This window comes from Shewanella sp. MF05956, assembly GCF_059758055.1.
This window is the reverse complement of the sequence record NZ_JCAYNV010000007.1, coordinates 125,986-138,659: the sequence shown is the minus strand read 5'-3', so window position 1 is coordinate 138,659 and position 12,674 is coordinate 125,986. Positions and strand designations below refer to the sequence as shown.

Below are 12,674 nucleotides of genomic sequence, written 5' to 3'. Positions count from 1 at the left end.
GGCAATAAAAAAGACAGGGATTAAAATCCCTGTCTTTTTGTTTTATAGTCTCACCTACTATATTGTAGGAGAGATGGCTGAAGCATGCATTCCTTTAGGGCCTTCTTCAACTTCGAAGCAAACAGGTTGACCTGCTTTTAAGGTACGATAACCTTCCATTTCGATTGTTGAATAGTGCGCAAATACATCTTCGCCACCCTGATCAGGGCAAATAAACCCGAATCCTTTGGCGTTGTTGAACCACTTTACAGTTCCGTTTGCCATACTTCCACTTCCTTCTGTTGTCTACTTACCAGTAAGATAGTAAAACTTATTATCCAGCGGTCTAGTATTCGCCGCCTACCAAACAGAATGAAATTTGTACGAAAAGATGTCAAGCGAAAATTAACATAAACACAACATTTAATTAATTTAATAATATCAAGTGGTCGGGAACCAAACGAGAGGCTAGTATTAAACAATGGCAAAATTAGGCAGTGTAGAACATATTGAGGAAAAGGTTGAATCTGAGCTACAACCACCCCATATGTATAAAGTGGTGCTAAACAATGATGATTACACCCCGATGGATTTTGTAGTTGAAGTGTTACAACGCTTCTTTGAGAAAAACGAGCAGCAAGCTGTTGATATCATGTTGGCGATACATCACCAGGGCAAAGGATTGTGTGGCGTTTTCCCTTTTGGGATAGCCGAAACAAAAGTATTTCAAGTAAATCAGTTTGCAAGAGAAAACCAACATCCGTTACTGTGTACATTAGAGAAAGCATAAAAATCGTTTTCTTACAGTCTGTGGTTAAATTTAGGGGGTGCTTATGCTGAACAAAGATCTGGAAGTCACCTTGAACCTAGCGTTTCAGCAAGCTAGAGATTCACGTCATGAATACATGACGGTAGAACATTTATTATTAGCGCTTATTGATAATCCTGCAGCATACGAGGCGCTCATCGCCTGCGGTGCGGATGTCAATCGTCTCCGTGAAGAAGTGGCTAATTTCATTCAACAAACCACACCCATTATTGCCGAGTCATCTGAAGAGCGTGAAACCCAGCCTACATTAGGGTTTCAGCGCGTACTTCAACGGGCAGTATTTCATGTGCAATCTTCTGGTCGCGACGAAGTGACTGGTGCCAATGTGTTAGTGGCTATTTTTAGTGAGCAAGAATCACAAGCTGTGTATTTGTTACGCCGCAGTGAAATTACTCGTCTTGATGTAGTTAATTTCATTTCACATGGCATGGGTAAAGATGAAGATTCTGGCGAGTCGTCAGATCAAGATCGCATTGATGATCAATCTGAAAATAGTGAAGATCGCAGCATGTTGGCGCAATTTGCTTCTAACCTCAACCAACTGGCTAAAGAAGGCTCGATTGACCCATTAATTGGGCGTGATGCTGAAATCGAGCGAGCCATTCAAACATTGTGTCGTCGCCGTAAAAATAATCCGTTATTAGTCGGTGAAGCGGGAGTGGGTAAAACGGCCATTGCTGAAGGTCTTGCATATCTTATTGTGAATGAACAAGTTCCAGAAGTGATGGCGAATGCCACTGTGTATTCACTTGACCTGGGTTCCTTGTTAGCGGGCACTAAATATCGCGGCGATTTCGAAAAACGTTTTAAGAGTTTATTAAAAGAATTGTCTGCTGATGAACATGCTATTTTATTCATCGATGAAATCCATACCATAATTGGTGCAGGTGCGGCATCTGGTGGTGTTATGGATGCTTCTAACTTATTAAAGCCCTTGTTATCGAGTGGTAAGTTGCGCTGTATGGGCTCGACGACGTTCCAAGAATATCAAAGTATTTTTGAGAAAGATCGTGCTTTAGCACGCCGCTTCCAAAAAATTGATATTAATGAGCCGTCAGTGGCCGAAACCACCAAAATATTGATGGGGCTTAAATCTAAATACGAAGAATACCATGGCGTACGTTATACCCAAGCTGCAATCAGCAGTGCGGCTATTTTGTCGGCGAAACACATCAACGATCGTCATTTACCTGACAAAGCGATTGATGTTATTGACGAAGCTGGCGCACGCATGGTGATGATGCCGCAAAGTAAACGTAAAAAGACCATTGGTCAGGCAGAGATTGAAGCAATCATCGCGAAATTGGCGCGTATTCCTGAGAAGTCGGTATCGTCTACTGACAAGGATATGTTACGTAACCTTGAACGCAACCTTAAGATGGTGGTCTTTGGGCAAGACAAAGCGATTGAGAGCCTTAGCGCTGCCATACGCTTATCGCGCAGCGGTTTAGGTTCAGAGAAAAAGCCTGTTGGTAGTTTTATGTTTGCTGGCCCAACTGGGGTCGGTAAAACCGAAGTCACCAATCAATTGGCTAACTGTCTTAACCTGAAACTCATTCGCTTTGATATGTCTGAGTATATGGAGCGTCATACCGTATCGCGTTTAATCGGTGCTCCTCCGGGCTATGTAGGTTACGACCAAGGTGGTTTGCTCACTGATGCTGTGATTAAAAATCCGCATTGTGTGGTACTACTGGATGAAATTGAAAAAGCACATCCAGATGTATTCAACTTGTTATTACAAGTCATGGATCACGGTACATTGACCGATAATAACGGCCGAAAAGCCGATTTTAGAAATGTCACCTTAGTCATGACCACGAATGCGGGCGTACAAGAAACGATCCGTAAGTCGATTGGTTTTAGACAACAAGATCATACTCAAGATGCATTAGCTGAAATCAATAAAATGTTTTCACCTGAGTTCCGTAATCGCTTAGATTCGATTGTGTGGTTTAATCATTTAGACATGACCGTCATTGCAAAAGTGGTTGATAAGTTCTTAGTTGAGTTGCAAGCACAGCTTGATGATAAACGTGTAACGTTAGATGTTACTGACGAAGCGCGTACCTTGTTAGCTGAAAAGGGTTATGACAAGTCAATGGGCGCACGCCCTATGTCTCGTGTTGTTACTGAACTCATTAAGCGTCCACTGGCAGACGAAATCTTATTTGGTGTACTTGAGCGTGGTGGTATTGCTCATATTGATGTCAAAGACGGTGAGATTAATATTGATTGTGAGGCCACTGAAAAAGTGTCTTAAGCGTCAGTAATGCTTTTAATTTGGCAATAAAAAGATGACCGTTTGGTCATCTTTTTTTATCTGCGAGCTTTTTGTCCGCGAGATGTATCGACGTTAATGATACCCATCACATTAATTATGTAATCCGTAAAAAGCATTACACTTTTTACGCGGCATGGATCCGGTTGGATGTTTCTGCCTGACTAGATAATGAATACGATTGGTAGCATGTCATTAGACTCAACAACAAAAAAACCGACTGACAGTCGGCTTTTACAATGTTGAGGCTAGCGATTAACGTGCGCGGAAGACGATACGACCTTTTGATAAGTCATAAGGAGTCAGCTGAACCGTGACTTTGTCACCCGTTAAAATACGGATGTAGTTTTTGCGCATTTTGCCAGAGATGTGGGCTATCACCACATGTCCATTTTCAAGCTCTACGCGGAACATTGTGTTTGGCAAGGTCTCAAGGATAGTGCCCTGCATTTCAATGTTGTCTTCTTTCGCCATTAATAAGTTATCCCATTAGCCTTCAAATTTGAAAAATCGGGCGTATCATGCCCCAAAATCGCCTAACTGTAAAGGCCGTTAACAAGAAAGAGGTTCAAGTTCTTCGCCAATTTGCCAACCTTGTGGTGTTAATATTTGATAAGGTCGATATTGGCGCTTGTAACGCATTTTCCGATTTTGATCAATTTGATAGCCTAAATACAAAAATCGTTTACCCATCGATTTTGCTAATTGACATTGAATTAAAATCATCAAGGATCCTAATGACCTTTCGGCATAGTCGGGATCAAAGTAACTGTAAATTGCAGAGAAGCTATGCGCCATATTATCGGTGACAGCAACCCCTATCAATTGCTCCTTATCAAAGACTTCGATAAACATAGGTGGTAGCCAGTCAGACAGTAAAAAGTCGTCGTACTGGCTCTGTGAGGCCGGAAACATAGGCCCATCGTAGTGGCGTTCGGTTATGTATCGCTGATAAAGCTCAAAGTGCTCAGGACGTGTTTGATAGCTTACTTTCCAATGTAAATCTTGATTATTCTTCAAGGTTCTTTTTTGACGTTTAGAAAGCACAAAATCGTGCACATTTAGACGTATAGATTGGCAAGCATTACAGCTTGGGCAGCGGGGTTTATAAATTGAATTGCCATTTCGACGAAAGCCCATGCCCAGTAATTGTTCAAATAATGCCCCGTCAATATGCGGTTCTTGAATGATCAATAACTGCTCTTTATTGCCTTCGATATAATTACAATCAAAAGGCTGACTTATGCCTACGTTGACGGATTTAGAATTCAATTAACACCTCTTGTGGAGTCCAAATAGACGCTGATATTGACTGTTCTCGATGTTGGCGTAATAAAGTTAAAAAGTCACATCTAGGCAAGGCTTTGGCGCCTAAACTGATTAAATGCGGGTTCATGACTTGCGCGTCAATCAAACGAAAATCATGTTTAACTACGTGTTGATTGAGTATAGCAAATGCCGCTTTTGATGCATTAGTTTGCCGATGGAACATCGATTCACCGCAAAATATGCCTCCGACAGGGATACCATACAAACCGCCAACAAGCTGTTCACCATCCCACACTTCAATTGAATGCGCTTTACCTTGCAGGTGTAATTCATAATAGGCCATTTGGATTTCAGCTGTAATCCAGGTGCCATCTTGAGCACTTCTCGGCGCAGCGCAGCCGGCTAATACATCTAAAAATGCATGATTGATAGTGTATCGCCAGCTCGACTTTTTAAGGAACTTAAGCAGACTTTTACTGCCAAAAGGATGTGTCGGTATAAATACGGCGCGAGGATCTGGAGACCACCATAGAATAGGGTCTTGTGCGTTAAACCACGGAAAAATACCCTGGTAATAAGCTTGTTGTAAACGCTTCGGTTGCAAGTCACCCCCTATGGCCAATAAACCATTAGGATCAGTGAGTGCATGCTCTGGCGGCGGAAAGCTTATAGATTCATTTAAATAAGACAGTGAGTTCACAATTGAGTATATTAATTGGCATACCTTGTCGTTAACTTAGCGGAAAATAGCGATGTTTAAAATCATAACCGTCACAGGAAAGAGCATTTTTGCAGTATTGCTGACATTTTGCTTATTTAATAGCCAGGCACAAGCCGCTTACGAGCGTAATCAAGCCGTTCCTGTTGAGAAAGTCCTGTATGGCACAATTGAAAGTGTTAGGCATGTGAGCGAAAAACAATTGGTAGAAGACAGCCACAGTGGTTGGAAAACCTTTGGCGGTGCCTTAATTGGTGGTGTGATTGGTCATCAATTTGGTGGCGGTTCTGGCCAAGATGTTGCGACAGTTCTGGGCGCGCTTATTGGCGGCGGTTTAGGCAGTCAACATGGGCGTTCAGCTTATTATCTAGAAAATAAATTAGTAGAATTAATGATAACCCAAGAAGATGGCAACCAAGTGATGGTAATCCAAGACCTGGACCCTGGCATGAGTTTCAATGCCGGTGATGAGGTGAGGGTCGTTTATTTAACCGGTTACGTTCGTGTCGATTTAGCGATGTAGTGATGTAGCAGAGAGTTACATCCTATAACCTGCAGTGAACACTGTGATTGCAGAGGTATTAACGTAAGCGAAAACAAAAGGAGCCGCGGCTCCTTTTGTTTTGATTCTTATTTACAGGTAACGTTTACCTCGTAAATAATTAGAATCCACGCGGTAATGTTTGACTACCTGCCGTCGTTTCAAGCTTTAAGCGCCACAACTGTTTAGGGGTCAATCCACCTGATGTTGTTTTCGCTTTTTTACTGGGTTGTTTTTTTACTGCAGCTTGGATTTGAGTAGCAGGTTTTACAGCTGCAATAGCATGTGTTGCACAGTGTTCTGCATGCATGCTTTCAAGCTCGCTAAAACGAACCGATTTAGCGCCGTCAATTTTATACCAGCTACCAGCTTGCTCAATCGATACTGCTTTGCCTGATTGTTTTTCAAGGGCAAGTTGCAGTTGGCTGATGACCTCTTCTTTAGTCAATGTTGTCATAGTTAATAACCTATTTGTTATCATGTTAAATGAAGGTTGTGACTAATTTTAAAGTGTTAACACTACAAAAGTCCAATATGTGACTTTAGTTGTCGGTTTAATGCTCAAAAAGTAGGAATTATCAGCATTTATCACTGAAATAGTTTAAATGCTCGAGCATGAGTAACACAAACCCCGATTGCGGATATACAATATGGCTATGCATTTTTCTCAAAATTAATACTGTTTTTTGTCTACATCGCTATTTTTATGTGCGGTGTCATTAAGATCTTTTGAAACGACGATGTCTCAATTTTATAGGAATATTATGTCCACACATTATCCAGGTCAGTCAGCGATCACCCGCCAAGATTTAGCCGCCTATTTAGACAGCTTTTTAAATGTTTCTGCTTTTAAAGATTACGCCCCCAACGGTTTACAAGTGCAAGGTAAGTCAACTATTCGCACCATCGTGACCGGTGTAACGGCATGCCAGGCACTGATAGAACAAGCTGCTGCGGTTAATGCTGATGCGATTTTGGTTCACCATGGTTTTTTTTGGAAAAATGAGCCTGAAATTATTACCGGGATGAAATACCGCCGTATTAAGGCTTTAATGGATAACGACATCAGTTTATTTGGTTATCATTTACCCTTAGATGCGCATCATGGCATTGGTAATAATGCTCAGTTAGCATATCAATTGGGGATTTTAAGCCCGCGAGTATATGAACCCATAGCGCAAGATTTACTGTGGCATGGACACCTAGAACATCCTGTTACGGCAAGTGAGTTTTGCCAATTACTCAATAACGTGCTTAAGCGTGAACCATTGCATATTGGCGATAACAGCAAACCTATTTCAACAGTGGCGTGGTGTACCGGTGGAGCGCAAGATTATATTGATCAAGCCGCACAAATGGGGGTGGATGCCTTTATTAGTGGAGAAGTATCAGAGCGTACTTACCATGCCGCGATGGAACAAGGAATACATTATTTTGCGGCAGGCCATCATGCAACAGAACAATTTGGCATTCAGGCATTGGGTCAACATTTAGCCAGTAAGTTTGATTTAACCCACCATTTCATCGACATCACTAATCCTGTTTAGTGGTGATGTAATGCTGTTAAGTTGCCTAACGTTATGCTTTGTTTGATAAGGATAGTGAATGACTGAATACTTTTTGCAGGCTTTTATATATTTAACTGCGGCTGTCATTGCCGTTCCATTGGCCAATAAACTTGGTTTGGGCTCAGTGTTAGGTTATTTAATTGCTGGTGTAGTCATTGGTCCGATAGTCGGTTTAGTGGGCAACGAAACCAATACCATTCAACACTTTGCCGAATTTGGTGTCGTGATGATGTTATTTTTGGTCGGTTTAGAACTTGAGCCGAAAATGCTTTGGGCGATGCGTAATCGACTTTTAGGCCTAGGAGGATTACAAGTCGGTGGCTCAGTGGTTGCGGTAATGGCCTGCGCGATTTATGCCGGTTATCAAACCAGTATTGCACTCTCAATAGGATTAATTTTTTCGTTATCGTCGACAGCGATTGTATTGCAAACCCTGTCAGAAAAACGTCTTAATAAAACGCATGCAGGCAAAAATGCCTTTTCGGTGTTGCTGTTCCAAGATATTGCCGTTATTCCGATGCTGGCGTTTATTCCCTTATTGGCATTACCTGAATTAGTCGAAAAAGCCCAGGCAGCAGCCAGTAACTTGAGTGAGCAGCATGAACAGCTTAGTTTGGTGGCATCATTACCGGGTTGGGCCTATGCCATAGTGCTGTTACTGGCAATTGCCGTTGTGGTGCTGGGCGGACATTACCTGAGCCGGCCACTGTTTAAAATGGTCGCAGAGTCTGGCGCACGTGAAATATCTACCGCTGCGGCATTAATGCTGGTGATTGGTATCGCGGCGTTAATGAGTTTAGTGGGGATTTCTCCGGCTTTAGGGACATTCTTAGCGGGTGTTGTATTAGCCAACAGTGAGTTTAAACACGAGTTAGAAGCCAATATTGGGCCTTTTAAAGGGCTATTGTTAGGACTGTTCTTTATCACTGTAGGCGCAGGTATCGATTTTGCCGTGTTATTTGCTGATTTTGGCGAAATAATATTAATCACGTTAGGTGTGATGCTTATAAAAGCACTCGTGCTGTTTGTATTAGCCTTAATATTTAGAATTAAAGGCAGTGACCGATGGTTATTTGCATTAAGCCTTGCGCAAGCTGGAGAGTTTGGCTTTGTATTATTAAGCTTCAGTGTGCAGCAACATGTTATCCCAACTGACTTAGCACAGACGTTATCTATCGTCGTTGCCTTGTCGATGTTTTTAACCCCAGGCTTATTTATCTTATTTGATAAAGTGATTTACCCGCGTTTTCAAGTTAAAACCAATCAACGTGAACAAGATAATATAGACGATGAGGGTACCGTGATTATTGCCGGTATTGGCCGTTTTGGCCAAGTGGTAAACCGTTTTCTTATTTCAAATAATATTAAAACCGTTGTGCTGGATTATCAGGTATCACAAGTGGATACCATCAGGCGGATCAATACGAAAGCCTATTACGGAGATGCAACGCGCCCAGATTTGCTGAAAACGGCGGGCATTGAAGATGCCTCTTTATTTGTGGTGGCGATTGACAACCGAGAGAGCAGTGTAGAGTTAGTGAAATATTTGCATCATAGTTATCCTAAACTCAAAATTGTCGCCAGAGCGTTCGACAGAGGGCATGGACACTTGCTTAAAGAGGCTGGGGCAGATGTGGTTGAGTCAGAAACGCACCATTCTGCACTCGAACTGAGTGTATCGTCTTTGCAGTTACTTGGGCACAGTGAAGAATATGCCATGAGGCGCAAAGCTACTTACAAACGTGTAGAAAAAGAAGCATCAAAGCGTCTTTATGATTTTTGGCTAAAAGAATCAGCAGGGGAGCGTTTTAGTAATGACTTTATTAAGTTATTTATGTTGTATGAAGAACGCTTAAAGCAAGCCATGGATGAAGATAATGCTGCTCATCAAGATGATACTGATATCGCAAATCTACACAATGATGATACCGCTGAAGTGATAACCGATGTTGAAAATAAAAATGATACTCAAGCAACCACTTAAGTCAGAGTCTGATCTGTCACATCTGTCTACAATTGCTGATAGGTGTATATATCGGGCTAACCAATCTCATAAGCTAATCACTTTAGCCAATTAACAAAAAGACCGCCGGAGCGGTCTTTTTAATTTATCGGTTTAGTCCTCGAATATATCTATCATAAGGACTAAACAGCAAACATACTTTTATGGTCACAATGATACTATTTTACGCGCATACCCGGTTGTGCACCTTCGTGTGGCTCTAAAATAAACAGGTCTTTACCGCCAGGTCCGGCTGCTAATACCATGCCTTCGGAGTCACCAAACTTCATGGTGCGCGGTGCAAGGTTAGCCACCATCACAGTCAACTTGCCGACTAAATCTTCAGGTGCGTAGGCTGATTTAATCCCTGCAAACACTTGTTTAGTCTCACCACCTAAATCAAGTTCTAGACGCAGTAACTTATTTGCCTTTTCAATGTGTTCAGCTTTGCTGATACGGGCAATACGCAAATCAATTTTTGCAAAGTCATCGAAGGTGATTTCAGGACTAATAGGGTCTTGCGCTAATTGATCAACTGCTTGTGTCGGCGCTGGCGCTTGAGTCACTTGCAGGTTTTCTTTAGACGCTTCGATAATGGCTTCGATGCTTTTCATCTCAATACGTTGCATTAAGGCTTTAAACGGCGCAATTTCATGACCAGATAAATCTTGCGCTAGGTTTTCCCACGTTAAAGTCAGTTGTAAGAAACCTTCAACATCTTGTGCCAGTTTTGGTAACACCGGTTTAAGGTAGGTCACCAATATACGGAACAAGTTTAATGCATTACTGCAAACCTGATGTGCTTCTTCTTGTTTATCGTCTTGCTTAACTAACTGCCATGGTGCGGCGTCAGCAACATAACCGTTTGCAATGTCAGCTAATGCCATAATTTCACGCATGGCTTTACCAAATTCACGGGTTTCATAAAACTCGGCAATGGTTTCTTTTTTAGCTAAAAACATCTCGGTTAGGCTCGTGTCAGCGACGTTAGCAAGCTTACCGTCAAAGCGTTTACTGATAAAACCTGCGGTACGAGAGGCAAGGTTAACCAGTTTTCCGACTAGGTCAGAGTTAACGCGCTGAGCAAAATCTTCTAGATTTAAATCTAAGTCATCAATACGGCTATTTAATTTAGCGGCATAGTAATAACGTAAATATTCAGGATCTAAATTATCAAGATAAGTACGTGCTTTAATGAACGTGCCTTTTGATTTTGACATCTTTGAACCGTTTACCGTCACATAACCGTGCGCATATACGCTGGTCGGCTTGCGAATACCTGCGCCTTCTAGCATGGCTGGCCAGAACAAGCTGTGGAAGTAAACAATGTCTTTACCAATGAAGTGATAAACCTCAGCCGTAGAATCAAGGCTCCAGAAATCATCGAAGTTGAGATCGTCACGTTTGTCACATAAGTTTTTAAACGAGCCCATGTAACCGATTGGCGCATCTAACCAGACGTAAAAGAATTTACCTGGCGCATCGGGTATTTCAAAACCAAAGTAAGGTGCATCACGAGAGATGTCCCATTGTTGCAAGCCTTGCTCAAACCATTCGCCCAGTTTGTTGGCCATTTCTTGTTGTAATGAACCCGATTGAATCCATTCTTTCAACATGCCTTCAAATGCAGGTAGGTCAAAAAAGAAATGTTCGGTGTCTTTCATAATCGGTGTCGCACCCGACACGGCTGATTTAGGATTAATCAAATCTGTGGTGCTGTAGGTTGCGCCGCAATTATCACAGTTGTCGCCGTATTGGTCTTCAGACTTACATTTCGGGCAAGTGCCTTTAACGAAACGGTCTGGTAAGAACATGTTTTTTTCAGGGTCATACAATTGCGAAATGGTTTTGGTTTTGATGTAGCCGCCATCACGTAGCTTAAGATAAATATCGTTGGCTAACGCGCGGTTTTCGTCGCTGTGAGTGCTGTGGAAATTATCAAATTGAATATTAAAATCAGCGAAATCTTGTTCATGCTCTTTTTGCACCTGAGCAATCATTTCTTCTGGTGTAATACCCATCTGCTGAGCCTTCAGCATGATTGGCGTACCATGAGCGTCATCGGCACAGATGTAATAACATTCATGCCCACGTAACTTTTGGAAGCGCGACCAGATATCCGTTTGGATATATTCAAGCATGTGACCTAAATGGATCGGACCATTGGCATACGGTAAGGCACTTGTGACCAGTATTTTTCGCTGTGATGTCGTCATTTTGTCTCTATATCAAATTACACCAAAAATATGGCTTAATCGTACCTGATTGAGTGACATTTTTCATCAAAACATGACTTAAAAAGTGTATTAATCACTATTTTTTTACCAAGTTCTGATACACTTGTAAAAATTTCATGTTCGGAGCCATTGTTTTGGTTAAATCGCATACAAACTATCAATTAAGTGATGAATTATTGTCACCAGTGTTAGATATTTTAGAGGCCTTTGTTGATCCTTATTTGAAAAAAGGCTTAGTTTCGGCACAGTGCGTTACCGCACTATCAATATCAGGAAAACGTTTACAGCTCAGCTTAGTTTATCCTTATCCTTGCATGACCCAATATCGCGATACAGTGATGGCCATAACGAACCGTTTAGCGGTGTTAGATGCCATTGATGAAGTGGAATGCGAAATTGATTTCCAGCCCCGAGTTTACTCAGCTTTACCCTCTATAGCTCCTATTCCAAATGTAAAACAAGTGATTGCGATTGCATCTGGTAAAGGTGGTGTAGGTAAATCAACCACAGCAGTCAATTTAGCATTAGCGTTAAAGGCAGAAGGCGCTGAAGTGGGCATTCTTGACGCCGACATCTACGGCCCTTCAATTCCGTTAATGCTAGGCATACCAAATTTCAGACCACAGTCTCCAGACGGTAAGCACATGACCGCGGCATTAGCTCACGGCATTTCAGCACAATCGATTGGATTTATGCTCAGTGGTGATGAAGCCGCGGTATGGCGCGGCCCAATGGCTGCGGGTGCGTTAGCGCAATTGCTAAATGAAACCCAATGGCCAGAACTTGATTATTTAATTATCGATATGCCACCAGGAACCGGTGACATTCAATTAACGTTATCGCAAAAAGTCCCTGTGAGTGGCGCTGTTATTGTCACTACCCCACAAGATATTGCCTTAGCGGACGCTAAAAAAGGCATTACCATGTTTGGTAAAGTCAATATCCCGGTATTAGGTATTATCGAGAACATGAGTTTTCACCTTTGCCCTGAATGTGGTCATAAAGAGCACCCATTTGGTACTCATGGTGGCAGCCAAATCGCCGAAAAATACAATGTTCCTTTACTGGGCTCATTGCCACTGCATATCAATATTCGTGAATCTATGGACAACGGCACACCCAGTGTAATCAGTGAGCCAGAAAGTGAAGTGTCAGGGATATATCGCGAAATCGCCCGCAAATTAGGGGCGAAATTAGCACTTCAACAAGTTACATCAACCGTAAAAATTAGCATATCAGACGACGAGTAA

General features: G+C 42.1%; 12 protein-coding genes. 6 read left to right on the top strand and 6 right to left on the bottom strand.

What is annotated here, in order from left to right; translation table 11 throughout:
- Positions 1–57: 57 nt before the first annotated feature.
- A complete protein-coding gene (gene cspD, locus AC19MX_RS09610) occupies positions 58–264 on the bottom strand; it encodes a cold shock domain-containing protein CspD (RefSeq protein ID WP_011637711.1) in 207 nt (68 codons plus the stop codon).
- Between the two features lie 196 nt (positions 265–460).
- Here cspD and clpS point away from each other — a divergent pair, with 196 nt between their 5' ends.
- Together clpS and clpA are read left to right on the top strand one after the other, a co-directional pair.
- Positions 461–769, top strand: coding sequence for an ATP-dependent Clp protease adapter ClpS (clpS, locus tag AC19MX_RS09605; protein WP_188952464.1), 309 nt, complete (start codon positions 461–463; stop codon positions 767–769).
- 43 nt (positions 770–812) lie between these two features.
- A complete protein-coding gene (gene clpA, locus AC19MX_RS09600) occupies positions 813–3,071 on the top strand; it encodes an ATP-dependent Clp protease ATP-binding subunit ClpA (protein WP_432400159.1) in 2,259 nt (752 codons plus the stop codon).
- 273 nt (positions 3,072–3,344) lie between these two features.
- Here the strand turns inward: clpA and infA are convergent, their stop codons facing one another.
- The 3 genes from infA to aat form a co-directional block, all read right to left on the bottom strand.
- Positions 3,345–3,563 carry a translation initiation factor IF-1 gene (gene infA / locus AC19MX_RS09595; RefSeq protein WP_011496276.1) on the bottom strand — a complete coding sequence of 73 codons (219 nt, stop codon included), beginning with the start codon at positions 3,561–3,563 and terminating at the stop codon, positions 3,345–3,347.
- A 78-nt stretch (positions 3,564–3,641) separates the two neighbouring features.
- On the bottom strand, positions 3,642–4,361 hold the full coding sequence (locus AC19MX_RS09590) for an arginyltransferase (protein WP_432400160.1): 720 nt from the start codon (positions 4,359–4,361) through the stop codon (positions 3,642–3,644).
- Positions 4,351–5,058 (bottom strand): leucyl/phenylalanyl-tRNA--protein transferase, encoded by a 708-nt coding sequence (gene aat, locus AC19MX_RS09585; RefSeq protein ID WP_432400161.1) that lies wholly within the window; start codon positions 5,056–5,058, stop codon positions 4,351–4,353. Before aat ends, AC19MX_RS09590 begins: the two co-directional genes overlap by 11 nt.
- Before the next feature lie 52 nt (positions 5,059–5,110).
- On the opposite strand from aat, the gene AC19MX_RS09580 reads away from it, so the two are divergent.
- Positions 5,111–5,599 (top strand): outer membrane lipoprotein, encoded by a 489-nt coding sequence (locus AC19MX_RS09580; protein WP_432400162.1) that lies wholly within the window; start codon positions 5,111–5,113, stop codon positions 5,597–5,599.
- 139 nt (positions 5,600–5,738) lie between these two features.
- Here the strand turns inward: AC19MX_RS09580 and AC19MX_RS09575 are convergent, their stop codons facing one another.
- Positions 5,739–6,074, bottom strand: coding sequence for a hypothetical protein (locus AC19MX_RS09575; protein WP_432400163.1), 336 nt, complete (start codon positions 6,072–6,074; stop codon positions 5,739–5,741).
- 337 nt (positions 6,075–6,411) lie between these two features.
- Here AC19MX_RS09575 and AC19MX_RS09570 point away from each other — a divergent pair, with 337 nt between their 5' ends.
- Together AC19MX_RS09570 and AC19MX_RS09565 are read left to right on the top strand one after the other, a co-directional pair.
- Positions 6,412–7,164 carry a Nif3-like dinuclear metal center hexameric protein gene (locus AC19MX_RS09570; protein WP_432400349.1) on the top strand — a complete coding sequence of 251 codons (753 nt, stop codon included), beginning with the start codon at positions 6,412–6,414 and terminating at the stop codon, positions 7,162–7,164.
- A gap of 58 nt (positions 7,165–7,222) precedes the next feature.
- Positions 7,223–9,169 carry a monovalent cation:proton antiporter-2 (CPA2) family protein gene (locus AC19MX_RS09565; protein WP_432400164.1) on the top strand — a complete coding sequence of 649 codons (1,947 nt, stop codon included), beginning with the start codon at positions 7,223–7,225 and terminating at the stop codon, positions 9,167–9,169.
- A gap of 197 nt (positions 9,170–9,366) precedes the next feature.
- On the opposite strand, the gene metG is transcribed toward AC19MX_RS09565, so the two are convergent.
- Complete coding sequence (gene metG, locus AC19MX_RS09560) at positions 9,367–11,403, bottom strand: methionine--tRNA ligase (protein WP_432400165.1); 2,037 nt, start codon at positions 11,401–11,403, stop codon at positions 9,367–9,369.
- 155 nt (positions 11,404–11,558) lie between these two features.
- On the opposite strand from metG, the gene apbC reads away from it, so the two are divergent.
- Positions 11,559–12,674: an iron-sulfur cluster carrier protein ApbC gene (gene apbC, locus AC19MX_RS09555; RefSeq protein ID WP_498297766.1), complete on the top strand. Its 1,116-nt coding sequence runs from the start codon at positions 11,559–11,561 to the stop codon at positions 12,672–12,674.

Coding starts and splice junctions, on each gene's coding strand:
- AC19MX_RS09580 (WP_432400162.1), top strand. CDS start 5,111: ATGTTTAAAATCATAACCGTCACAGGAAAGAGCATTTTTGCAGTATTG.
- cspD (WP_011637711.1), bottom strand. CDS start 264: ATGGCAAACGGAACTGTAAAGTGGTTCAACAACGCCAAAGGATTCGGG.
- clpS (WP_188952464.1), top strand. CDS start 461: ATGGCAAAATTAGGCAGTGTAGAACATATTGAGGAAAAGGTTGAATCT.
- metG (WP_432400165.1), bottom strand. CDS start 11,403: ATGACGACATCACAGCGAAAAATACTGGTCACAAGTGCCTTACCGTAT.
- AC19MX_RS09575 (WP_432400163.1), bottom strand. CDS start 6,074: ATGACAACATTGACTAAAGAAGAGGTCATCAGCCAACTGCAACTTGCC.
- infA (WP_011496276.1), bottom strand. CDS start 3,563: ATGGCGAAAGAAGACAACATTGAAATGCAGGGCACTATCCTTGAGACC.
- AC19MX_RS09565 (WP_432400164.1), top strand. CDS start 7,223: ATGACTGAATACTTTTTGCAGGCTTTTATATATTTAACTGCGGCTGTC.
- clpA (WP_432400159.1), top strand. CDS start 813: ATGCTGAACAAAGATCTGGAAGTCACCTTGAACCTAGCGTTTCAGCAA.